At 72.5% G+C, this 20,143-nt stretch carries 18 protein-coding genes and 1 riboswitch; of the genes, 10 read left to right on the top strand and 8 right to left on the bottom strand.

Annotated elements, in window-relative coordinates; translation table 11 throughout:
• Positions 1-12: 12 nt before the first annotated feature.
• Positions 13-396 carry an Hpt domain-containing protein gene (locus ACIBO8_RS19160; RefSeq protein ID WP_396116578.1) on the bottom strand — a complete coding sequence of 128 codons (384 nt, stop codon included), beginning with the start codon at positions 394-396 and terminating at the stop codon, positions 13-15.
• Positions 397-572: 176 nt separating this feature from the next.
• A riboswitch (cyclic di-AMP (ydaO/yuaA leader) is annotated at positions 573-753 on the top strand.
• 1 nt (position 754) lies between these two features.
• On the opposite strand from ACIBO8_RS19160, the gene ACIBO8_RS19155 reads away from it, so the two are divergent.
• Positions 755-1,426, top strand: coding sequence for a transglycosylase family protein (locus tag ACIBO8_RS19155; RefSeq protein ID WP_396116577.1), 672 nt, complete (start codon positions 755-757; stop codon positions 1,424-1,426).
• Between the two features lie 127 nt (positions 1,427-1,553).
• Entirely contained in the window at positions 1,554-2,036 is a 483-nt protein-coding gene (locus tag ACIBO8_RS19150) for a GNAT family N-acetyltransferase (protein ID WP_396116576.1), read from the top strand.
• 290 nt (positions 2,037-2,326) lie between these two features.
• On the opposite strand, the gene ACIBO8_RS19145 is transcribed toward ACIBO8_RS19150, so the two are convergent.
• On the bottom strand, positions 2,327-3,613 hold the full coding sequence (locus tag ACIBO8_RS19145; RefSeq protein WP_396117099.1) for a cellulase family glycosylhydrolase: 1,287 nt from the start codon (positions 3,611-3,613) through the stop codon (positions 2,327-2,329).
• Positions 3,614-3,865: 252 nt separating this feature from the next.
• Between ACIBO8_RS19145 and ACIBO8_RS19140 the strand changes: the two genes are divergently transcribed.
• Both ACIBO8_RS19140 and ACIBO8_RS19135 read left to right on the top strand, forming a co-directional pair.
• On the top strand, positions 3,866-6,778 hold the full coding sequence (locus ACIBO8_RS19140; protein ID WP_396116575.1) for a glycoside hydrolase family 48 protein: 2,913 nt from the start codon (positions 3,866-3,868) through the stop codon (positions 6,776-6,778).
• A gap of 9 nt (positions 6,779-6,787) precedes the next feature.
• Positions 6,788-7,828, top strand: coding sequence for a lytic polysaccharide monooxygenase (locus tag ACIBO8_RS19135; protein WP_396116574.1), 1,041 nt, complete (start codon positions 6,788-6,790; stop codon positions 7,826-7,828).
• 69 nt (positions 7,829-7,897) lie between these two features.
• Here ACIBO8_RS19135 and ACIBO8_RS19130 read toward each other — a convergent pair whose 3' ends face one another.
• From ACIBO8_RS19130 to ACIBO8_RS19115, 4 genes are all read right to left on the bottom strand, one after another.
• Positions 7,898-8,893: a LacI family DNA-binding transcriptional regulator gene (locus tag ACIBO8_RS19130; protein ID WP_396117098.1), complete on the bottom strand. Its 996-nt coding sequence runs from the start codon at positions 8,891-8,893 to the stop codon at positions 7,898-7,900.
• A 92-nt stretch (positions 8,894-8,985) separates the two neighbouring features.
• Positions 8,986-10,380, bottom strand: a complete 1,395-nt coding sequence (locus tag ACIBO8_RS19125; protein ID WP_396116573.1) for a serine/threonine-protein kinase — start codon at positions 10,378-10,380, stop codon at positions 8,986-8,988.
• Positions 10,381-10,411: 31 nt separating this feature from the next.
• Positions 10,412-11,368: an anti-sigma factor RsbA family regulatory protein gene (locus tag ACIBO8_RS19120; protein ID WP_396116572.1), complete on the bottom strand. Its 957-nt coding sequence runs from the start codon at positions 11,366-11,368 to the stop codon at positions 10,412-10,414.
• On the bottom strand, positions 11,365-12,150 hold the full coding sequence (locus ACIBO8_RS19115) for an MEDS domain-containing protein (protein WP_396116571.1): 786 nt from the start codon (positions 12,148-12,150) through the stop codon (positions 11,365-11,367). The genes ACIBO8_RS19120 and ACIBO8_RS19115 overlap by 4 nt, the downstream gene beginning before the upstream one ends.
• A gap of 191 nt (positions 12,151-12,341) precedes the next feature.
• Here ACIBO8_RS19115 and ACIBO8_RS19110 point away from each other — a divergent pair, with 191 nt between their 5' ends.
• Positions 12,342-13,403 carry a hypothetical protein gene (locus ACIBO8_RS19110; RefSeq protein WP_396116570.1) on the top strand — a complete coding sequence of 354 codons (1,062 nt, stop codon included), beginning with the start codon at positions 12,342-12,344 and terminating at the stop codon, positions 13,401-13,403.
• Positions 13,404-13,464: 61 nt separating this feature from the next.
• Here the strand turns inward: ACIBO8_RS19110 and ACIBO8_RS19105 are convergent, their stop codons facing one another.
• Positions 13,465-13,593, bottom strand: a complete 129-nt coding sequence (locus ACIBO8_RS19105) for a hypothetical protein (RefSeq protein WP_396116569.1) — start codon at positions 13,591-13,593, stop codon at positions 13,465-13,467.
• 150 nt (positions 13,594-13,743) lie between these two features.
• Between ACIBO8_RS19105 and ACIBO8_RS19100 the strand changes: the two genes are divergently transcribed.
• A complete protein-coding gene (locus tag ACIBO8_RS19100; protein WP_396116568.1) occupies positions 13,744-14,697 on the top strand; it encodes a GlxA family transcriptional regulator in 954 nt (317 codons plus the stop codon).
• On the opposite strand, the gene ACIBO8_RS19095 is transcribed toward ACIBO8_RS19100, so the two are convergent.
• Positions 14,678-15,517, bottom strand: a complete 840-nt coding sequence (locus ACIBO8_RS19095; protein ID WP_396116567.1) for a metallophosphoesterase family protein — start codon at positions 15,515-15,517, stop codon at positions 14,678-14,680. The genes ACIBO8_RS19100 and ACIBO8_RS19095 overlap by 20 nt on opposite strands.
• 173 nt (positions 15,518-15,690) lie before the next feature.
• On the opposite strand from ACIBO8_RS19095, the gene ACIBO8_RS19090 reads away from it, so the two are divergent.
• From ACIBO8_RS19090 to ACIBO8_RS19075, 4 genes are all read left to right on the top strand, one after another.
• Positions 15,691-16,302 carry an RNA polymerase sigma factor gene (locus ACIBO8_RS19090; protein ID WP_396116566.1) on the top strand — a complete coding sequence of 204 codons (612 nt, stop codon included), beginning with the start codon at positions 15,691-15,693 and terminating at the stop codon, positions 16,300-16,302.
• Positions 16,302-18,392 carry an EAL domain-containing protein gene (locus tag ACIBO8_RS19085; protein ID WP_396116565.1) on the top strand — a complete coding sequence of 697 codons (2,091 nt, stop codon included), beginning with the start codon at positions 16,302-16,304 and terminating at the stop codon, positions 18,390-18,392. Before ACIBO8_RS19090 ends, ACIBO8_RS19085 begins: the two co-directional genes overlap by 1 nt.
• Positions 18,393-18,421: 29 nt before the next feature.
• The gene (locus ACIBO8_RS19080) at positions 18,422-19,216 is read left to right on the top strand and encodes an SAM-dependent methyltransferase (protein ID WP_396117097.1); all 795 of its coding nucleotides are present in this window, start codon (positions 18,422-18,424) and stop codon (positions 19,214-19,216) included.
• Positions 19,217-19,383: 167 nt separating this feature from the next.
• Positions 19,384-20,127, top strand: coding sequence for a hypothetical protein (locus ACIBO8_RS19075; RefSeq protein WP_396116564.1), 744 nt, complete (start codon positions 19,384-19,386; stop codon positions 20,125-20,127).
• Positions 20,128-20,143: the final 16 nt, after the last annotated feature.

Below are 20,143 nucleotides of genomic sequence, written 5' to 3'. Positions count from 1 at the left end.
GATCCTTCGCGGTCAGTGGCTGGTCTCCGGCTGGAGATCGCCGGCGATGCGGGCGCACACGGGCGCCACGCGTTCGTAGGCGTCCTGGATCCGGTCCAGCGTCACCCGGGAGTCCGGGAGGCGGCCGTCGCGCGCGGCGTCCTCCAGCCCGGCGAAGAGGCCGGTCAGCACGGCGGCACCGATGTTGGCCGCCGACCCCTTGAGCGCGTGTGCCAGATCCTGGACCTCGGCGACGTCCCCGGCGGCCATCGCGGCGGCCAGCCGCTCCAGCGCCGGGGGCGTCTTGGCGACGTACGACCTCAGCAGCCTCGTGAGCAGCGCGCATTCGCCCGCACCGGGCTCCGGCCCGGTGATCTCGAGCAGCCGGGCGCGGATGGCGACGGCGGGATCCTCCATGATCCAACGGTACGACCGTGGGTCCTTTCCGCGGTGATTATCCCGTTCTGAAGCGGCCTTCCGGCAAAGATCGATCCGGTCGCAAAGGTGTAAACAACGTCACCATCGGGCCCGGAAGTTTGCGATCGCCCCCGGGGAAGTGGTTACGGTCGGCCGGTCCGCAGATGCGGGCCCCGCGGTCGGTAACGCCGAGTCCTGCCGCCGACCGGGCCGGGAACTCAATCGATCAGGCATGGAGCGGGGGACCCACAGGTTCCACGGCGCGCTGGCCGCGCCTCGGGGTGAAGCCGCCACACGGCGGCCGGGCTCCTCGGCCCGAACCCGACAGCTGACCTCGCAGGCGTGGAGGTTTCCTTTCATGGCACAGATCCGCAAGCAGTCCCTGCGTGCCCTCGGCCTGGTGGTCGCGGGCGCGGCCGGCACCGCCGCCCTGCTGGGCCCGGCGTCCCCGGCCGCGGCGAAGTCCGGTGTGAACTGGGACGCAGTCGCGCAGTGCGAGTCCGGCGGCAACTGGAGCATCAGCACCGGCAACGGCTACTACGGCGGCCTGCAGTTCAGCCGCAGCACGTGGAAGGCGTACGGCGGCACCAAGTACGCGAGCACCGCGAACAGGGCGAGCCGTGGGGAGCAGATCCGCATCGCCGAGAAGGTCCTCGACGGACAGGGCATCGGCGCGTGGCCGGTGTGCGGCAGGAAGGCCGGCTCGTCGAAGTCGTACTCGCACAAGAGCACCTCGCACCGCAGCACGGCGCACAAGAGCACGGCGCACCGGAGCACTACCCACAAGAGCACGGCGCACCGGGGCACGACTCACAAGAGCGCGGCCCACAAGAGCACGATCCGCAAGTCGAAGGGCTCGGCGGTGCACGCGACCGGCAAGTCCTACGTCGTGCGCCCGGGCGACACGCTGGCGAAGATCGCGAGCAGCCACCACGTCAAGGGTGGCTGGCGAGCGCTGTACCAGCTGAACCGCGGTGAGATCGGTGGCAACCCCAACCTCATCTTCCCGGGGCAGCACCTGGCCCTCTGAGGCCCGGCAGGACCGGCCCGGCCGCCCTTCCCCCGTGGGGCGGCCGGGTCCCGCCGTCGTGAGGCAACTCACCACTTTGGAGGGACAGCCGGCGCCGCCGGCTTGCGAGGACCGGCATGATGTGCGCATGAGGCTGGTCCCGCCGACCCAGGCGCTGGCTGACTCCGCGGCGCCCTGGTTCGACCACCCCCAGGTGCAGCACTACCTGGGCGGGCGGGACTGGTTGCCCCGCATGCTCGCCATCGCCGGGCGGGGCGGCGGCGAGGTGTTCCGCGGCCACCTGGTGCTGCGCTGCCACGCATGGTTCGGTGTGGACGCCGCGGGCGAGGTGGGCTTCATCGGCGGCGACGTGTACGCCGACGGCCGCGGCCTCCGTTCCATGGGCCTGGCCTTCGTGGTCGACCCACGGCGCTGGCGCGAGGGCCGCGGGCGTGCGCTGCTGCGCGCGGTGGTCGAGCATCCGGAGACGTCCGATGTGGACGAGTTCTTCTGCGGCGTCCACGTGGACAACGATCCCGCCCGCGCCTGCTGTGCCGCCGCCGGGTTCACTCCCGACGGCGGCGTCACCAGGGAAGGGTTCGTGTATCACCGGCTGCGCCGGGATCGGTGACAGCACTCCGGCGGTGTGGTCGTCCCGGCCGACGGTGTTCGCCCGCGGTAAGCCCGTTCCCGGACCTACCCGGTCTTCCCGCGACCGGGCTGCTGGCCGTCGACAGGCCGGGAGCGCGCTGTGTGGGAGCGGACGCATGCGATGCCGGCCGCACGGTGTCGCCGCGCGATGTCCCGATGGGCACGAATGCGGCGCGACCTTCGCCGTGCGAGGCGACGACTCAACCGGTGTTCGTAAGCCGCCGCCGACACCTGTGCGGTGGCGGCGGCCGCGGGCGGTGGAGGTGCTTGCTAGCTCGCTGTGCAGGTCGGTGCCGGCGCGGTGTTCGCGCCGGTCCAGGCGGCCGTGAAGCCCCAGGAGGTGCTGCCACCGGCGGGGAGCGACGCGTTGTAGGACAGGGAACGGGCGGTCACCGAGCCGCCCGAGGTCGTCACGGCCGCGTTCCAGGAGTTGGTGAAGCGCTGACCGTCGGGCCAGGTCCAGGCCACGGTCCACGCGCTGATCGGGGCGGTGCCGGCCTGGACCGTGACCGCGCCCTGGAAGCCGCCGGTCCATTGGCCCGTGATCGCGTACGTGGCGGTGCAGGTGCGGCCCGGGGGTGACGATGGTGGGGTGCCGTAGACGGTGGCTTCGCGGGACGTGGCCCTGATGCCGTCCGGGCCGTGGAAGAGCCGCTCGCCCCATGGGGTCAGCCGGGTCGCGTCGAAGTCCGTGATGAGGTCGAGGTATTCGACGCCGCCGCCGTTGCCGCTCCAGGACCAGCCGAGGTAGCCGATGCCCTGGGCCTGGGCGGTGGCCATGATGGTGTCCTCGTCCGGGTCGCCGTCGGAGTGGTTGTAGCCGAACTCGCCGATGACGATCGGCAGCCCGGCCGCGCGGAACCGGCCGAGGTAGTCGGTGATCTCGGCCGCCGTGTCGAAGACGCCGTACATGTGGATCGAGAAGATGGTGTTGCGCCGTGGGTCCGTGGCGAAGACGGAGGCGGCGTTGTCGCGCATGGTGAACGACCAGTCCTGGCCCCAGTTCGGGGCGTCCACCATGATCGAGTGCTCGAACCCGGCGGCCCGGAGCCGGGTGATCGCGTTCTCGGTGTCCGTGATCCAGCCGGCGGTGGCGGTGTTGCCGTACGGCTCGTTGCCGATGTCGAGGATCACGTAGCGCTCCTGGCCGGCGAGGGCGCTTCTGATGCTGATCCAGTAGTCGACCGCGCGGTCCAGCGTGGTGGCCGCGCTGTCCTCGCCGTACCCGGTGGTGTCGTGCACCTCGAGGACGCAGATGAGCCGGTTGGCCTTGCACCGGTCGATCACGCCGGTGACGTCGGAGGCGTCATTGCGGGTCCAGCGGTCCCCGCTGCTGAGCACCACGCGGACGGTGTTGGCGCCGAGCGCCTTGATGTCCGCCAGGGAGCTCAGCTTGTCGGGGTACCAGGTGTGGGCGTGGTTGACACCGCGCATGACGAACGCGTTGCCGTTGGCGTCCAGGATCTGCGAACCGCTCACGGTGAAGCCGGCGGCGGCGTGCGCCGGCGTTACTGCCAACGTTGTCATCGCGGCCGTCGCCGCCGCGAAGGCGGCCATGCCGCCCCACAGTCTGGGTTTCCTCACGGAGTTCCTCCTCATCTGGGAGCGCTCCCGCACCGCGGGCAGTTCTGTGTCTACCTACTCGGTTCAGTGCTGTCAATATCGGTCCTCGCCGATACGTTTGTGGCGAACTCTTGACTTCGGGATGAACCCGGCCCACATTCATGGGAGCGCTCCCAACCGGACGTTCATCGATGTGCCCGCACGTCCGGCCCCGCAGGGCGTCCCCTCCCCCCAGAAGGGAATCCCATGAGACGGAAGGCAAGAAGGGCCCTCGCGGCCTGCGGTGCCGCGCTCCTCGGCACCGGCCTCGTCATCACGGCCGCCCCGCCACCCGCGCAGGCCGCGGCCGCCTGCACCGTCGTCTATCGCGTCACCGCCCAGTGGGGCGGGGGCTTCACGGGCGACATCGCGATCACCAACACCGGCGATCCGGTCACCGGCTGGCGCCTGGAGTACGACTTCCCCGACGCCGGCCAGCACGTCACCCAGGGCTGGAGCGGCACGTACGCGCAGAGCGGCGCCCACGTCACGGTGACCAACGCCGCCTGGAACGGCACCCTGGGCACCGGCGCGAGCGTCAGCACCGGCTTCAACGGCACCTTCACCTCGGCGAACCCGGTGCCCACAGCCTTCACGCTGAACGGGGCGCCCTGCAACGAGACCGCGACGGCGCCGGCCGTGGCGATCAGCAGCCCTGCCCCGAACACCCGCTACACCGCGCCCGCGACGATCCCCGTCTCGGCCACGGCCACCGCGGCGAGCGGGCGGACCGTCGGCAAGGTCGAGTTCTACCACGACGGCCTGCTGCTCGGGACCGACACGTCGGCGCCGTACGGCTACACGTGGAGCGGCGTGCCCGCCCAGACCGGGGCGTACCACCTGCAGGCGATCGCCTACGACTCGGCCGGCCTCAGGAGCGCGACCGCCGATGTGCCCGTCTTCGTGGAGGCCCCGGCCGAGCCCGCCGTCGTCGTGGACGCCACCTCGGTGACCGTCGCGCCGGGCGCGAGCGCCACCTTCAAGGTCGCGCTGTCCAAGGCGCCCACGGCCGGCACCACGGTAACCGTCGCGCGGACCGCTGGTGCCGCCACCGTCTCCGCCGCTCCCGGCACGCTGACGTTCACGCCGTCCACCTGGAACACCGGGCAGACGGTGACCGTCTCGGCCACGGCCGCGGCGGTGGTGAACACCTCGGCCACCTTCACCGCGAGCGGGACCGGACTCGCCGCCGCGACCGTCACCGCGCTGGTGGCCGCCGAGGGCAGTCCCGGCGCCCGGTTCACGCAGCTCTACCAGGACATCAAGAACCCGGCCAACGGCTACTTCAGCCCCGAGGGGGTGCCGTACCACTCCATCGAGACGCTCATCGACGAGGCGCCCGACCACGGCCACGAGACCACCTCCGAGGCGTTCAGCTACTGGCTGTGGCTGGAGGCCGAGCACGGTCAGGTCACGGGGGAGTGGACGCCGTTCAACACCGCCTGGCAGACGATGGAGAAGTACCTGATCCCGTCGCACGCCGACCAGCCCACCAACGACAAGTACGACCCGTCGAGGCCCGCCACGTACGCGGCCGAGCACCCGCTGCCCTCGTCGTACCCGTCGCAGCTCGACGGCAGCGTCGCCGTGGGCCAGGACCCGCTGGCGAACGAGCTGAAGTCCACGTACGGCACCCCGGACGTCTACGGGACGCACTGGCTGCTGGACGTCGACAACACGTACGGGTTCGGGCACTGCGGGGACGGGAAGACGCGGGTGGCGTACATCAACACCTTCCAGCGCGGCCCGCAGGAGTCCACCTTCGAGACCGTGCCGCAGCCGTCCTGCGACACGTTCGCGTTCGGCGGCCCCCACGGCTACCTCGATCTGTTCACCAAGGACGCGTCGTACGCCAAGCAATGGAAGTACACCAATGCCCCGGACGCGGACTCGCGCGCGGTGCAGGCGGCGTACTGGGCGCTGACCTGGGCGACCGAGCAGGGCAAGGCGTCGCAGATCTCCACCGCCGTGGCGGACGCCGCGAAGCTGGGCGACTACCTGCGCTACTCGTTCTACGACAAGTACTTCAAGAACCCCGGTTGCACCTCCACCTCCTGCCCCGCCGGTACGGGCAAGAGCAGCTCGAACAGCCTGATGTCCTGGTACTACGCGTGGGGCGGGGCGACCGACACGCAGGCCGGCTGGGCCTGGCGGATCGGGTCCAGCACCAGCCACTTCGGCTACCAGAACCCGCTGGCTGCGTACGTACTGTCCAATGTCGGCGCTCTCACGCCGAGGTCTCCCACGGCCAAGGCGGACTGGCAGGCCAGCCTGACCCGGCAGCTGGAGTTCTACCGGTGGCTGCAGTCCGCCGAGGGCGGCATCGCCGGTGGCGCCACGAACAGCTGGAACGGCTCCTACCAGGCGCCGCCCGCGGGTACGCCGACCTTCTACGGCCTGGCCTACGTCGAGGCCCCGGTCTACGCCGACCCGCCGTCCAACCGCTGGTTCGGCATGCAGACGTGGTCCCTGGAGCGGCTCGCCGAGTACTACTACCTGACCGGTGACGCGACGGCGAAGTCCGTCCTGGACAAGTGGGTGTCCTGGGCGCTCGACAACACCACGATCTCGGCGGGCAGCTTCGCCATCCCGTCCGACCTGGCCTGGTCCGGCAAGCCGGGCACGTGGAACCCGTCCGCGCCGCCGGCCAACACCGGGTTGCACGTCGAGGTCACCAGCCGCGGCCAGGACCTCGGGGTGGCCGGCTCGTACGCCAAGCTGCTCTCGTACTACGCGGCCAAGTCCGGCAACGCCCGGGCGAAGAGCGCCGCGAAGGGGCTCCTGGACGCGATCTGGGCGTACAAGGACGGCAAGGGTGTGTCGGTGAGCGAGACACGCGCCGACTACAACCGCATGGACGACGTCTACGACCCCGCGACCGGCCAGGGCATCTACATCCCGCCGGGCTGGAGCGGCACGATGCCCGACGGCGACGTCATCAAGCCGGGCGTGTCCTTCGTGGACATCCGCTCCTTCTACAAGCGGGACCCGGACTGGCCGAAGGTGCAGGCGTATCTGGACGGCGGACCGGCACCCATCTTCACCTACCACCGCTTCTGGGCACAGGTCGACGTCGCCACCGGCTACGCGGACTACGCGCGCCTGTTCCCCGAGGGTTAGGAGCCGGCGATGAGAAGAGCCAGATGGGTGGCGGCCGTGATCCTGCTCGTCACCGGCGTCGGAGTCGCCGTCCTGCAGGCCCAGCCGGCGTCGGCGCACGGCGCGATGATGGCACCCGGCAGCCGGACGTACCTGTGCTGGAAGGACGGGCTGACCGCGAACGGGGCGATCCAGCCGAGGAACGCGGCGTGCGCCGCCGCGGTCGCGCAGGGCGGGACCACCCCGCTCTACAACTGGTTCGCCGTGCTGCGTTCCGACGGTGCGGGCCGCACGTCCGGCTTCATCCCGGATGGGCAGCTGTGCAGCGGCGGTACCGGGGGACCGTACGACTTCACCGGCTTCAACCTGGCCCGCGACGACTGGCCGGTGACCCACCTGACGCCGGGCGCGAGCATGCGCTTCGACTACAACAACTGGGCGAAGCACCCGGGCACGTTCTCGCTGTACATCACCAAGGACGGCTGGAGCCCGGGCCGCCCGCTCGCCTGGAACGACCTCGAGCCGGCGCCGTTCTCCCGGGTCACCGATCCGGCCTCGGTCGGCGGCCCGGGCACGGCGGACGGCCGCTATTCGTGGACGGCCGACCTGCCGTCCGGCAAGACCGGCCGGCACCTCATCTATTCGGTCTGGTCACGCTCGGACAGTGCGGAGACCTTCTACGGCTGCTCGGACGTGGTCTTCGACGGCGGCGACGGTGAGGTCACCGGCGTGGGCGACGGCACGACGCCGCCATCGCCACCGCCCGGAAACGGGGGCTGCTCGGCGATGTACAGCGTCATCGGCGGCTGGGGCGGCGGCTTCCAGGCGGAGATCATGGTGCACGCCGGCGACACCCCGGTGACCGGCTGGACGGTGTCGTGGACGTTCCCCGGCGCTCAGGCGATCAGCCAGCTCTGGAACGGGAGGTACACCGCGAGCGGATCCTCGGCGACCGTGCGGAACGAGACCTACAACGGCTCGATAGCGGCCGGCGGTCACACCACGTTCGGCTTCCTCGGGGCGGGCGCCGCGCCCGCGAGCCTGACGGATCTGACCTGCACCACCACGTGATCCGGCAGCGCGAGAAGCAGGCCCGGGACGCGGCTCCATCCCCGCGCCCCGGGCCCCTCGCGCAGGCTCCTATCGTGGCGGCGGGGCGGTGCTGCCGCGCACGACGAGCTCGGGGGAGACCACGACGTGCGCGGGCGGGCCGGCGTCCTCCGCGTCGGACATGTGCTCGAGCAGCAGGGTGAGGCTGCGGCGCCCCAGCTCCGCGAAGTCCTGCCGGACGGTGGTGAGCGGCGGCAGGAAGTAGCCGGAGTCGGGCATGTCGTCGAAGCCCACGACGCTGACCTCCTCCGGGACCTTGCGGCCCGCCTCGTGCAGGGCGCGCAGCACGCCGAGGGCGATCCGGTCGTTGGCGCAGAAGATCGCCGTCACCGTACGGTCGCGCGCGAGCTCCTGGCCGCGGCGGTGACCCCACTCGGCGTTCCAGGAGTCGAACGTGACCGGCGGCACCGGCGCGCCCGCCTCGTACAGGGTGTCGCGCCAGCCCGTGACCCGTTCCTGGGCCTCGGGCCAGTCGCGCGGGCCGGCGACGTGGTGCACGGTCTCGTGGCCCAGGTCGAGCAGGTGCCGGGTGGCGAGCCGGGCGCCCGCGGCGTTGTCGACGCGCACGGTCGGCACGGCGTCCGGGTCCCCGGCCCCGCCGACGGCGACGCAGTAGAGGCCGGGCGGCGCCTGGAGCAGGCCGTTGGTCACCGCGGCCTTGGGCGCGATCGCGATGATGCCGTCCACCGCGTGCTGCGAGAGGCGGTCCACGGCGTCGAGTACCTCGCGGCGTTCGAGGTTGCGGACCGTGGCGATGCTGACCAGGTAGCCGGCGGTGCGGGCGGCGTCCTCGATCCCGTACAGCATGGAGGCCGGGCCGAACAGCGTGGTCTCGAAGCCGATCAGCCCGAGGGTGTGCGAGCGCCGGGTGACCAGCGTCCGCGCCGCGAGGTTGCGGCGGTAGTTCAGCGACTCCATCGCCTCCAGGACCCGGGTCCGGGTCTCCTGCTTGACGTTGGGGTGTTCGTTGAGCACCCGCGACACGGTCTGGTGGGAGACCCCGGCGAGCTTGGCGACGTCCCGCATGACCGAGACCCGCTTCTTCGATGGCACGCGGCACCCCTCGTCGATCTCCCGTCGTGGCAGATCACAGTGTAGGTCCGGGCGGGAACCGGCGATCAGCGGAAGACGGCGCCCCTGGACTCGCCGGAGTCCGGGCCGGCGATGCAGTGCAGGAGCCAGGCGTCGCCCGTCCGCACCGGCCAGGCGTCGCGCCGCCACCCGGCCGTCGCCGCCGGGTCGGTGCTGCGCCGGGCCATGACGCCGGCCGAGCATGCGGCGGCCACGTCCGGGCGGCCGATCAGCTTCTCCTGGCGTACGCCGGAGGCATCGGACGGCAGCGGCACGGCCGCGAACGTCTCCCAGTAATGGTCGCCGGCGCAGTCGGTCTCGCCGGGCGGCATGGCCCTTCCGCTGATCGTGACCATGCCGCCCCAGCACAGGGGAGCCACCGGGCACAGTCCCGCATCGCACTCGCCGAACCCGGCCGGGGCGGTGGCGCCGGGACCGGCCGCCGCCCGGTGGTCGGGATCGGCTCCGCTGCGGTCGTCCATGGCGCGCCAGCCGAGGAAGCCGCCGAGGGCCAGGATCATCGCGGCCGAGGCCGTCAGCACCACCGCTCGCCGGCCTCGTCGCGTGCGGGCGCGCGCCGGCTGCTGTGCGGCATGGTCCGTGCCCCGGTCCTCGTCCGGGGTCCCGGGGGTGACTCCTGCCGCCCGGGCGGCCGCCGCGAGATCCGCTGCGGACGGCCAGCGGTCGGCCGGCTCGGGCGCCAGTGCCCGCGCGACCACGGCGAGGACCGCGGGCGGCAGGTCGGCTGCCAGCGTCCGCGGCGCACTCTGGATCCGTTGCAGAGCCACCGCGTACGGGTTGTCGCCGGTGAACGGCCGATGACCCGCCAGGCACTCGTACGCGGTGAGCCCCAGCGAATACACGTCGCTGACCGCGGTGGCGGGCCGTCCCAGCACCTGCTCCGGCGCCAGATAGGTCGGCGTGCCCAGGACCGCCCCGGCGGTCGTCAGCGGCGTGGCGCCCTCGATGCGGGCGATGCCGAAGTCCGTGATCAGCACCGATCCGTCGCGCCGTACCAGCAGGTTGGCGGGCTTGATGTCGCGGTGCACGATGCCCCGCTCGTGCACCGCAGCCAACCCGTCGGCCGCCCGCGCGACGATCTGCATCGTCTGCGCGGCGGTCAGCCGCCCGTGGCGGGCCAGCAGCTGCGCCAGGGACTCGCCGTCGACGAACTCCATGACCAGGTACGGCGTGCCGCCGCTGCTGCCGTAGTCGTGGATGGCGGTGACGGCCGGGTGGTTCACGCCGGCCATGGCCTTCGCCTCGGTCAGGAACCGCCGGGCGAGCGCGGGATCGCCGGCCGCCGCGGGCAGCATCATCTTGACGGCCACGACCCGGCCGAGGACCTCGTCGGTCGCGCGCCACACCTCGCCCATTCCGCCGGCGCCGATCCGGGTGTCGAGGCGGTAGCGGTCGCCGAGTCGCCGGCCTGGCTGCAGCACCCGCGCATCATGCCACGGGTGTTTCCCCGGCTCAGACGGCAGGGTTTCCGGCGATGAGGCGGATCGTCCAGCCGTCGTCGCCGGTCGCGGCCGCGACGTGGTTGCAGGACTGGTGGGTGATCCACAGCCCGCGGCCGCCGGTGGCCGCCTCGGTGGCCGGCAGCAGCCCCGCGAACGGATTCTTCGGCCCGGCCCCGGCGTCCGACACGGTCACCACGATGCGGTCGTCGCCGGCCCAGACCCGCAGGTGGAACGGCGGGCGGCCGTACCGCAGGGCGTTGGTGACCGTCTCGCTCACCGCGACCACGAGGTCGTCGAGGTCCGGCGCCGGGATCTGCCCACGGTACGCCGCGTGCACGGCTCGGCGGCCGTCGGCCGGGCTGGGCCCGGTCAGGCTCACCGTCGGCGCCCCGGCCTGCAGCGGGTCCGGGACCGGTGGGCGGCTCTCGCTCAGGAAGACCCGGGGTTCGGTGTACGCGGGACTGTCCTCGTGCCGCCCGCCGCCGACCGCGTACCGGGGGTGGGTGCGTGCCACGTCGGCCAGCACCTCGGGCGGCGTGATGCGGGAGTCGTACGCGCACATGCTCCACAGCGGGAAGTCGTCGTACGCGTGATTGATGGCCGACTCGTAACGGGCCCACCAGTCCCACGTGTTGCCGAACGCGGACACCGGAATCTCACCGATGATCCGGATCTGCCCCGCCCCGGCGGCCACGTGCCCGGCGAGCAGCCGGCGGTAGGCCCGGATCGCCGAGCTGGGGCGCGCGTACATGTCGCCGCCGGGCAGGAACTCCACGCCGGAGCCGGCCGGCAGCGCGGCGCGGACCAGCCCGGCTGTGCGCTCGCCGAAGGCCACGATCGACGGTTCCCCGTTCGCGACGCCCTCGAGCAGGAACGGCAGGGTGACGGCCAGCAGGTCGTCGTCGTGGGCGTACTCCACTGCCGCGTGGAAGTAGCGCAGGTGCCCGGCCGCCGCGCCCGTCCTCATCGGCCACCCTCCACGCGGAGAGCGGTCAGCTCGAGCAGCTCGGCGAGGTGCGCGGGGCTGAACAGCGGGGTGCGCAGCACCGCCGTGACACCACGCCGGCGCGCGTAGGCGTCCAGGTCGAGCAGCGAGTTGTGGTCGATGAACGCCAGCCCGGCGCCGTCGATCATCAGGTCGCCGGCGGCCGGGCGCAGCTCGGCCCGCTCGAGGGTGCGGGCGAACAGGTCCCGGGTGGCCATGTCGAGGTCGCCCGCGAGCCCGGCGTCGGCGATCGCCGGCGGGGTCGCGTAGAGCCGGAACGGCGCATCCGACTGCGGGTGCAGGCAGGCGAGCTCCTCGACGGCGGCAGCGCCGAGCTCGGCGCGGTCGAAGCCGCACAGGGCCGCGAAGGGATGGGTGCGCATGTACCGGTCGACGATGTGCTCGTAGCGCGCGAAGGCGTCGAGCTGGGCCGGAGTGCGCACCAGTGGCGTCGCCGCGGCGGCGACCCGGAGCCCCGAGTAACCGTCGGCGAGGGCCTGGCGGGTGGCCGCCGCGTACGCCTCGACGCCGCGGACGGGGTCGATGGCGCCGCCGGCGGGGTAGTGGTCGCCGGGCCGGATCAGATCGGGCCGGAAGTCCCAGCCGCACGGCGGCTCGGACGCCAGATACCAGACCCGTTCCCCGGCGGCGACGCCCTCGGCCAGAAAATCGCGCGCGGCGGCCTCGAACGTCGCCGGATCGTCATAGGCGAGGCAGACATGACCGTACGGCCGCGGCGGGCCGTTGCGGATCGTCTCTGCCATCCCTCGAGCATAGTGCCCCGATCGGGGGAGCCCCCGGACGAGGAGGGTCAAGATCAGTTAAGGAAAGAAAAATGAAATTGTCCCGCCCGAAATTGAACCGCGGGAAATTCGCACGAGTGGTGAACCGCTTCGTACCCGGATCCCGTATCGCCTCCCGAACGCACATTGATGTCCGATGACGAGGAGTGGTGATGAGACTGCGTCAGCGACGGGGTACCGGAGTCAACCGTAAGGCGATCGGTGCCGCAGTCTTCGCCGGAGTGCTGGTGGCGGGCGGCATCACGGGCCTGCAGTTCGCGAGCGCCGGTGAGCAGGTGAAGGCCGCGGAGATCGTGGTGGTGGACGGCCAGAACTTCGACATCGCGGGGTGCGAGAAACTGGAGATCAACGCCGGCGACGTCGTCTGCGACGGCGAGAAATTGCAGCCGGAACAGCAACAGGGCGCGGCCGATGCCGCCGCTGCCTCCGCGGAGCTGCTCGAGGCGTCGTGCGCCCAGTTCGCCGTCGACCAGGCGGCCGCCGACAAGGAGGCCGGCAAGCAGGCGGGTCAGGACGAGGCGGGTGCCGGTGACCAGGCCGGTGCCGCGGGGGATCAGGCGGGTGCCGCCAAGGCCAAGTCGAAGAAGCTGAAGCGGGCCATCGCGAAGCGGTGGGCCAAGAAGATGGGCCAGGGCGCCGGCAAGGCGGGTGCGGCCCAGAAGGGCGGCGCGGCCCAGGGTGACGACAACGCCCAGGGTGACGAGAATGCGCAGGGCAACGGCAATGCGCAGGGTGACGACAACGCGCAGGGTAACGGCAATGCCGGTCAGGGCAATGGCAATGCGCAGGGCAACGGCAATGCCCAGGGCAACGGCAATGCCGGTCAGGGCAACGCCGGGGACCTCGACGCCGCGGTGACCGCGGCCCGCGAGGGCCTGCTGACGGCCTGCCTCACGCTGACCGACGCCAAGGCCGCCGCGGCCGCCGGTGACAATGCCGGTGACAACGCGGGTGACAACGCGGGTGACAACGCGGGTGACAACGCGGGTGACAACGCGGGTGACAACGCGGGTGACAACGCGGGTGACAACGCGGGCGACAACGCGGGTGACAACGCGGGTGACAACGCGGGTGACAACGCGGGCGACGACGCCGGTGACAACGCGGGTGACAACGCGGGCGACGACGCTGGTGCCGGCGCCGGGAAGGCCGGCAAGGGCGGTCAGGACGCGGCCGGTGCCGCCGATCAGGCCGGGGCTCAGTCCGAGGACTGACAACCCTGCAAGGCGGGTGGCGCGGTCCGGGGCGAGGACCGCGCCACCTTTGCCGTGCGCCTCACCACCGCCCGGCCCGCACGCCGTCGGTCGTGGGCTTCCAGTCGGCGCTGTCGCGCGAGTCGGCGGTCAGCCCGAACGCCGAGGCCAGCACGAGGAGCAGGAAGAACAGCAGTATTCCGAGTTCCATGACAGTCACACCCTTGTCCGGCGAAGTTTCTGTGGCCGGTGCGCACCGGGTTGCTCGCCCTCCAGTCTGGTCCGGGCCCGGCCGGGCGGACAGTGGCAGTAATGCCATACATCTTCAAAATCCTGCCACCGTGGCGGTACGCTGACGGCCATGCTGGAGAAGGTCGCCGTCCTCGCCCTGCCCCCGGTCGCTGTGTTCGAGCTCGGCGTGCTCTGCGAGCTGTTCGGCTACGACCGCACCGACGAGGGGCTGCCCGCGTACGAGTTCTCGGTGTGCAGCGTGGGCGGGCGTCCCGTGCGTACCCATGCGGGGTTCTCCCTGTCGCCCAGCCACGACCTGACCCCGGCGGAGGACGCCGACCTGGTCGCCGTCGTGCCGAACAATGACGACCAGGACCCGGATCCGGAGGTCCTCGAGGTGCTGCGCCGGGCCCACGCGCGGGGTGCCTGGGTGATGAGCGTGTGCACCGGGGCGTTCGCGCTCGGCGCGGCGGGGCTGCTCGACGGCCGGCGCTGTACCACCCACTGGCGGCACACCGACCGGCTCGCCGCCCGGTTCCCGACCGCCCGGGTGGACCCCGACGTCCTGTACGTCGCCGACGGCAACATCCTCACCAGCGCGGGCACCGCGGCGGCGGTCGACTGCGGGCTGCACCTCATCCGGCAGGAGCAGGGCTCGGCGGTGGCCACCCAGATCGCGCGCCGCATGGTGATGCCGCCGCACCGCGACGGTGGCCAGGCCCAGTTCATCGAGACACCGCTGCAGCCGATCCAGTGCGAGACCCTGCAACCCGTGCTGGCCGCGGTGATGGCGAGCCTCGACCGCCCGCACTCCGTCGAGACCATGGCGGCGCAGGCCCACATGGCGCCGCGGACGTTCGCCCGCCGGTTCCGGGCCGAGACGGGCGCCACCCCGCACGACTGGCTGACCAACCAGCGTGTCCTGCTCGCCCGCCGCCTGCTGGAGGATTCCGAGCTGGGCGTCGACACGATCGCGGTGCGCTGCGGCTTCGGCAGCGCGGCCACCCTGCGCCACCACTTCGGGCACCGGCTCGGCACCACGCCGCAGGCCTACCGGTCGACGTTCAAGACCCGGGCCGCGTAGCGAGGACCCGGTTCAGCAGGGCCGGCGGCTTGGCGCGCTTGCGCCACTCGCGCGGATAGCCGAGCGAGACCTCACGGAACGGCACGCCGTCCTGCCATGTCACCCGCGGGATGTGCAGGTGACCGTAGACGGCGGCCGCCGCGCGGAAGCGCAGGTGCCAGTCGCCGGTCAGCTCCGTGCCGCACCACTGCGCGAACTCCGGGTACCACAGCACCTCGGTCGGGTGGCGGTGCAGCGGCCAGTGGCTGACCAGCACGGTCGGCATGCCGGGGTCGAGGGCGGTGAGCCGGCCCTCGGTGACGGCCACCCGCGCACGGCACCACGACTCCCGGTCCGGATACGGGTCCGGATGCAGCAGCTCCTCGTCCGTGCAGACCACGCCGGTGCGGTACGCGTACGCCAGCGACTCCTGCTTCGTGGACGTGCCGGGCGCCCGGAAGGTGTAGTCGTACAGCAGGAACAGCGGCGCCACGATCGCCGGGCCGCCCTCGCCCCGCCAGACCGCGTACTCGTCCTCGGGTGTGCGGACGCCGAGGTCCCGGCACATCGCCACGAGGGCGTCGTAGCGTTCGGCGCCGCGCAGCCGTACCGGGTCCTTGGGGTGCGTCCACAGCTCGTGGTTGCCCGGCGCCCAGATCACCTCGGCGAAGCGGGACCGCAGCATCCGCAGCGTCGCCTCGACGTGACCGAACATCTCGGCGACGTCGCCGGCCACGATCAGCCAGTCGTCCGGGGACTCCGGGCGCAGGTTCTCCACCAGCGAGCGGTTCTCCGCGTACGCGACGTGCAGGTCGCTGACGGCGTACAGGGTGCCCGCCACGGGCGCCTCCTCGTGCTCCTTCGATGGGCCTCGATCACGATCTTGCCAGCAATGCCGGGACGGCACGTGTCCTACAGTGGAGGGACGTCCCAAGAAATCTTGATCGCCACTGTCACGCCGGGCCGCTCCGCGAGACCTATCTAAGGGGAGCTCGACGGCGAACGGAGGCTTCGGTGGTCGACGCGCAGGATGCGCACGACGTGGACAGCGACGACGCGGCCCCGCCGCGGCCGCTGATCGCCGACCCGCCGCCGGCGGCCGAGATCGAGGAGTTCTTCCGGCGCTACTGGGAGGGGCTCGTCCGCAACCTGCTGCGCGAGGGCGCCAACCGCTGGGAGGCCCAGGACGCCGTCGCCGAGGCCATCCGGGAGGCGTTGCGGCGCTGGTCGGAGCTGACCCACCCGGTCGCCTGGGTGCGCACCGCCGCCCGCTCGCACTGGCTCAAGCAGCGCCGCTTCACGGGGCAGGGCGACGTCGAGGTGCTCGTGGCCGACGTCACCGAGCTCAGCGAGGGGCGCGCCGACGATCCGGAGCTCGAGGCGTACGAGCTGGAGGAGTGGTTCTCCGGCGTGCTGGCCCAGCTCCCGCCCGCCCGCCGCGAGGCGCTGGAGCTGTCCGCCCAGGGGCTCACGCCCACCGAGATCGCCGCTCAGGTGGGCAAGACGCCCGAGGCGGTCCGCACCGCGCTCAAGCTGGGCCGCAAGCAGGCCGTGGCGCTGTGGAAGGCGGTCCCCGGCCAGCGCCCGGGCAAGCGCACGGCCGACACCGAGGCAGGCGAGAACTGATGCCGGAGCCGGGCCCGCACGACGGACCGTCCGCAGAGGACGAGCCGCTCATCACCCACGCGATGATGATCGCCGCGCTCAACGAGGTCCTGGCCGACTGCGGATACCCGCCGGTCGCCGAGGAGGACGTGGAGCCGGCGCCCGCCCGGTGCGGCAACTCCGCCGACCGGCTGATCGAGGCCGCCCGGCACCGCGCCGACGGCATCGTGGCGGCCGCCCTGGAGACCGCGGTGCAGTACACCGACGCCGCGCTGGACCAGGCGGCCCGCACCGTGCTCAACGCGCGGCGTTCCGTCGCCGGTCCCGCTCCCGCGCCGGTGGATCTCGCGCCGATGCCCGCCGACGCGGACGCCGGCCGGTCCGTCGGCGAACGGTGGCTGGCGGCGGCGATCGCGGCCGGGGTCTACCTGCCGTTCGCCGAGCCGGCCGCGGCACAGACCCTCGACGTGTACGCGGCCTGCCTCGCCGACGCCGCACACGCGGATCCGCCCGACCTCGAGGCGGCGTACCGGGTCGGCACGGAGGTGGTCGCGCTCGGCATCGGCCGCCACGAGGCCCTCCCCGCGACGATGAGCGTCATCCTGGACCACCTCGCCGACGGCGACGTGGTGACCCGCCCGGCCCGTCAGGTCGCCGGCACCTTCGCCGCCGGATTCGCCGCCGCGCTTCAGGCCCGCACCCTGGCCCAGCAGGAGTCGCTGCACCGCGCCGCCCAGCGGGCCGCCCGCGAGTTCCAGCTGGCCCTGGAGCACAGCGAGGCCCGCTACCGCCGCCTCGCGTACTACGACCCGGTCACCGGGCTGGCCAGCAAGGCGCGGCTGGTCCAGCGCCTCCAGCAGGCCGCGCACGGCGACGACCCGGCCCGCCACGCCGGCCTCTGCCTCGTCGAGATCGGCGGCCACCGCGCGGTGTGCGAACAGTTCGGCGCGGACGCCGGCGACCACCTGCTCGCCGAGGTCGGCCGCCGGCTGCGGGCGGTCGCCGAGCATCCCGACCATCTGATCGCCCGGCACGGCCCGCACACCTTCGCGGTCCTGGTGCAGGACAGCGGCGGCGTCGCCCACCTGGCCGACCTCGCCGCGCGGATCACCGGCACGCTGGGCGGGTCCGTCACGCTGCCCGGCACCGGCCCGGCCGCCCCGCTGGTCGCCCACGTGGGCGTGGTCGACGTGTCCACCGCCGGCCTCGACCCGGCCCGGGTGCTGGTCGACGCGGAGATCGCCCTGCGCCAGGCCCGGGCGGCCGGCAGCGGCTGGGCGGTGTACGACCCGCAACCCGCCGCTCCCGGCCGCGCCGGCGGGACGAGCCTGACCGGGCTGATCACGGGCCCGCCCACGTACCAGCCGATCGTCCGGCTCGCCACCGGACGCATCGCCGGCCTGCACACCCGGATGACCTGGCGCCATCCGCACCTCGGTGCCCTGGACCTCGATCGGATCGGCCGGCTCACCGGCGACCGCGACACCACCACACGGCTGGCCGGCAGCCTGCTCCACCAGGCCTGCCGACAGGCGATGCAGTGGGACGGCGGCAAGAAGGGCCCGTTCATCGGCGTCGACCTGCCGGTCCACCAGATCGGCTTTCCCGACGTCGCCGACCTCGTCCGGGACGCGCTGACCGGCAGCGGCCTGCCGCCGCGGCGGCTGCACCTGCACCTCTCCGGCATCGACGCGGTCCCGGCCGGGGCACACAGCCACGCCGTGCTCAGTGCGCTGGCCGCGCTGGGCGTGCGGCTGATCCTCGACGATTTCGGTACGGGATACAGCAGCCTCGCGTACCTGCGGGATCTGCCGGTGCACGGCCTCCGCACGCCCGCCGGGCTGTTGCACCCCATGGCCGCCGGCGCGGAGGCCGACCGGGAACTCGTCGCCGGGATGGCGCGCATCGCGCACGCGCTCGGCCTCACCCTGACGGTGCACGGCGTCGACGACGAGGTGCGCGCAGCGACCCTGATCGGCACGGGCTGCGACGGTGCCCAGGGTCTGCGGTACGGCCCGCCCACCACCCCGCACCAGGTGCCGATCCTGCTGCGCGGTGCCGGCACGCTGGCGTCGCTCGCCCGCCGGGACAACGGCTTGGTGGTCTCGTGACCGACCACAGTGGAGTAGGGTTCCTCGGCATGGCGAACGCCGACACGGATCCCTCCCATCGCCCGAGCAGTGCCCGCATCTACGACGCCCTGCTCGGCGGCAACCACAACTTCGCGGCCGACCGCGAGGCCGCGAAGCACCTGCTCGCGGCGATCCCCGGCGCGGGTGAGATGGCACGCGCCAACCGGGCCTTCCTCAACCGGGCGGTGCAGTTCCTGCTCGACCGGGGCGTGCGCCAGTTCCTCGACATAGGCAGCGGCATCCCGACGGTGGGCAACGTCCACGAGATCGCCCAGCGCCGCGCCCCCGAGGCCCGCGTCGTCTACGTCGACATCGACCCCGTCGCCGTCGCGCACAGCAATGACATCCTCAAGGACAACCCGCTGGCCCTCGCCGTGCAGGCCGACATGCGCTTCCCGGAGGCGATCCTCGAGCATCCCGGCGTGCGCGAGCTGCTGGACCCCGCCGAGCCGATCGGCCTGCTGCTGGTCGCGATGCTGCACTTCGTCCCCGACGACGACGCCTTCCCGGCGACCGAGCGGCTGCGAGCGGCACTGCCGCCCGGCTCCTACGTGGTGATCTCCCACGGCGTCTCGGACACACCCGCGGACGCGGCGATCGACACGGTCACCGCGCTCTACCGCCGCACCGACGTCTCCGCCGCCCACGGCCGGACCAGGGATCAGATCCTGCGCTTCTTCGGCGACGCGGCGCTGGTGCCGCCGGGCCTGGTCTGGGTGCACGAGTGGCCGGACGGCGGCGACGGCGAGCCGCACGGCACGGCCGTGGTGGCAGCGGTCGGGCAGATTCCCGCGGCCTCCTGAGACCTTCCCCGAGCACCCCACCCCTCCGCCGCCCCCGCAGGGGTGGGGTGCCCCCTCGCCGCGGCGTACGCCGTACCCCTGTTTCGATATTCATGATCATCAGACTTCACGGCGCCCTTACGCGCCGACCGGCATCCTCTCGTGCGAACCATCGACGAGGGGGAGGAATGCCGACAGTGCGGCGTTACCGGAAATGGGCCTGGGGCCTGGGCATCGCGAGCGTGACCGCGGTGACCGCCTTCGGCGTGGCATCGTGGCAGGCCAATGCCGCGCCGCCACCCAGCACACCGCCCGCCGCGGCGGCGAACGAGCAGCCGAGCGTGTCCGACCCGAACCCGGGTCCCGCGCCCGTGGCGGGGACCGGCGCGGACGCGCTGACCAGCAGCGAGATCGACAAGGCCCGCAAGATCGCGGAGACGACGGCGCTCACCGCCGACGCCAAGGACGTGACCGGCGCGACCGGCGTCGAGTACCTCTCGGCCGAGATCGTCGAGGCGGACCAGGGCCGCCGCGCCGAGCTGTACTACTACGACTACAAGAGCAACAAGCTGGTCAAGCAGGTCGTCGACCTCGCTACCGGCAAGCTCGCCGGCTCGTACTCCGCCGCGGGGCTGCAGCTGCCCGCCGCCGACCGTGAGGTCACGACCGCGCTCGACATGCTGCTCGCCGACCCGCTCGCGAGCGACCTGAAGGACGCGTACAAGGAGGCCACGGGCCAGCCGTTCGCCGGCAAGGAAGGCCTGGTCACCACCGCGCACGTCTTCAACGCGAAGGCCGCCGACACCGCTACGCGCCAGTGCGGCAAGCACCGTTGCCTGCAGCTGATCGTGCAGACGAAGGACGGCCACATCATCGACCTGGACAAGATCATCATCGACCTCTCCGGGCGCACGGTCGCCCGCCTGAGCTAGACGGGGAACCGGCAGC

The organism is Actinoplanes sp. NPDC049681, from assembly GCF_044465265.1.
In the GTDB taxonomy this organism is placed as follows: Bacteria; Actinomycetota; Actinomycetes; order Mycobacteriales; family Micromonosporaceae; genus Actinoplanes.
This window is presented reverse-complemented; position numbering and strand designations above follow the sequence as displayed.

Excerpts from the sequence above, each read along its gene's own strand:
- ACIBO8_RS19160 (WP_396116578.1), bottom strand. The coding sequence starts at position 396 with ATGGAGGATCCCGCCGTCGCCATCCGCGCCCGGCTGCTCGAGATCACC.
- ACIBO8_RS19155 (WP_396116577.1), top strand. The coding sequence starts at position 755 with ATGGCACAGATCCGCAAGCAGTCCCTGCGTGCCCTCGGCCTGGTGGTC.
- ACIBO8_RS19150 (WP_396116576.1), top strand. The coding sequence starts at position 1,554 with ATGAGGCTGGTCCCGCCGACCCAGGCGCTGGCTGACTCCGCGGCGCCC.
- ACIBO8_RS19145 (WP_396117099.1), bottom strand. The coding sequence starts at position 3,613 with ATGGCCGCCTTCGCGGCGGCGACGGCCGCGATGACAACGTTGGCAGTA.
- ACIBO8_RS19140 (WP_396116575.1), top strand. The coding sequence starts at position 3,866 with ATGAGACGGAAGGCAAGAAGGGCCCTCGCGGCCTGCGGTGCCGCGCTC.
- ACIBO8_RS19135 (WP_396116574.1), top strand. The coding sequence starts at position 6,788 with ATGAGAAGAGCCAGATGGGTGGCGGCCGTGATCCTGCTCGTCACCGGC.
- ACIBO8_RS19130 (WP_396117098.1), bottom strand. The coding sequence starts at position 8,893 with ATGCGGGACGTCGCCAAGCTCGCCGGGGTCTCCCACCAGACCGTGTCG.
- ACIBO8_RS19120 (WP_396116572.1), bottom strand. The coding sequence starts at position 11,368 with ATGAGGACGGGCGCGGCGGCCGGGCACCTGCGCTACTTCCACGCGGCA.
- ACIBO8_RS19115 (WP_396116571.1), bottom strand. The coding sequence starts at position 12,150 with ATGGCAGAGACGATCCGCAACGGCCCGCCGCGGCCGTACGGTCATGTC.
- ACIBO8_RS19110 (WP_396116570.1), top strand. The coding sequence starts at position 12,342 with ATGAGACTGCGTCAGCGACGGGGTACCGGAGTCAACCGTAAGGCGATC.
- ACIBO8_RS19105 (WP_396116569.1), bottom strand. The coding sequence starts at position 13,593 with ATGGAACTCGGAATACTGCTGTTCTTCCTGCTCCTCGTGCTGGCCTCG.
- ACIBO8_RS19100 (WP_396116568.1), top strand. The coding sequence starts at position 13,744 with ATGCTGGAGAAGGTCGCCGTCCTCGCCCTGCCCCCGGTCGCTGTGTTC.
- ACIBO8_RS19085 (WP_396116565.1), top strand. The coding sequence starts at position 16,302 with ATGCCGGAGCCGGGCCCGCACGACGGACCGTCCGCAGAGGACGAGCCG.
- ACIBO8_RS19080 (WP_396117097.1), top strand. The coding sequence starts at position 18,422 with ATGGCGAACGCCGACACGGATCCCTCCCATCGCCCGAGCAGTGCCCGC.
- ACIBO8_RS19075 (WP_396116564.1), top strand. The coding sequence starts at position 19,384 with ATGCCGACAGTGCGGCGTTACCGGAAATGGGCCTGGGGCCTGGGCATC.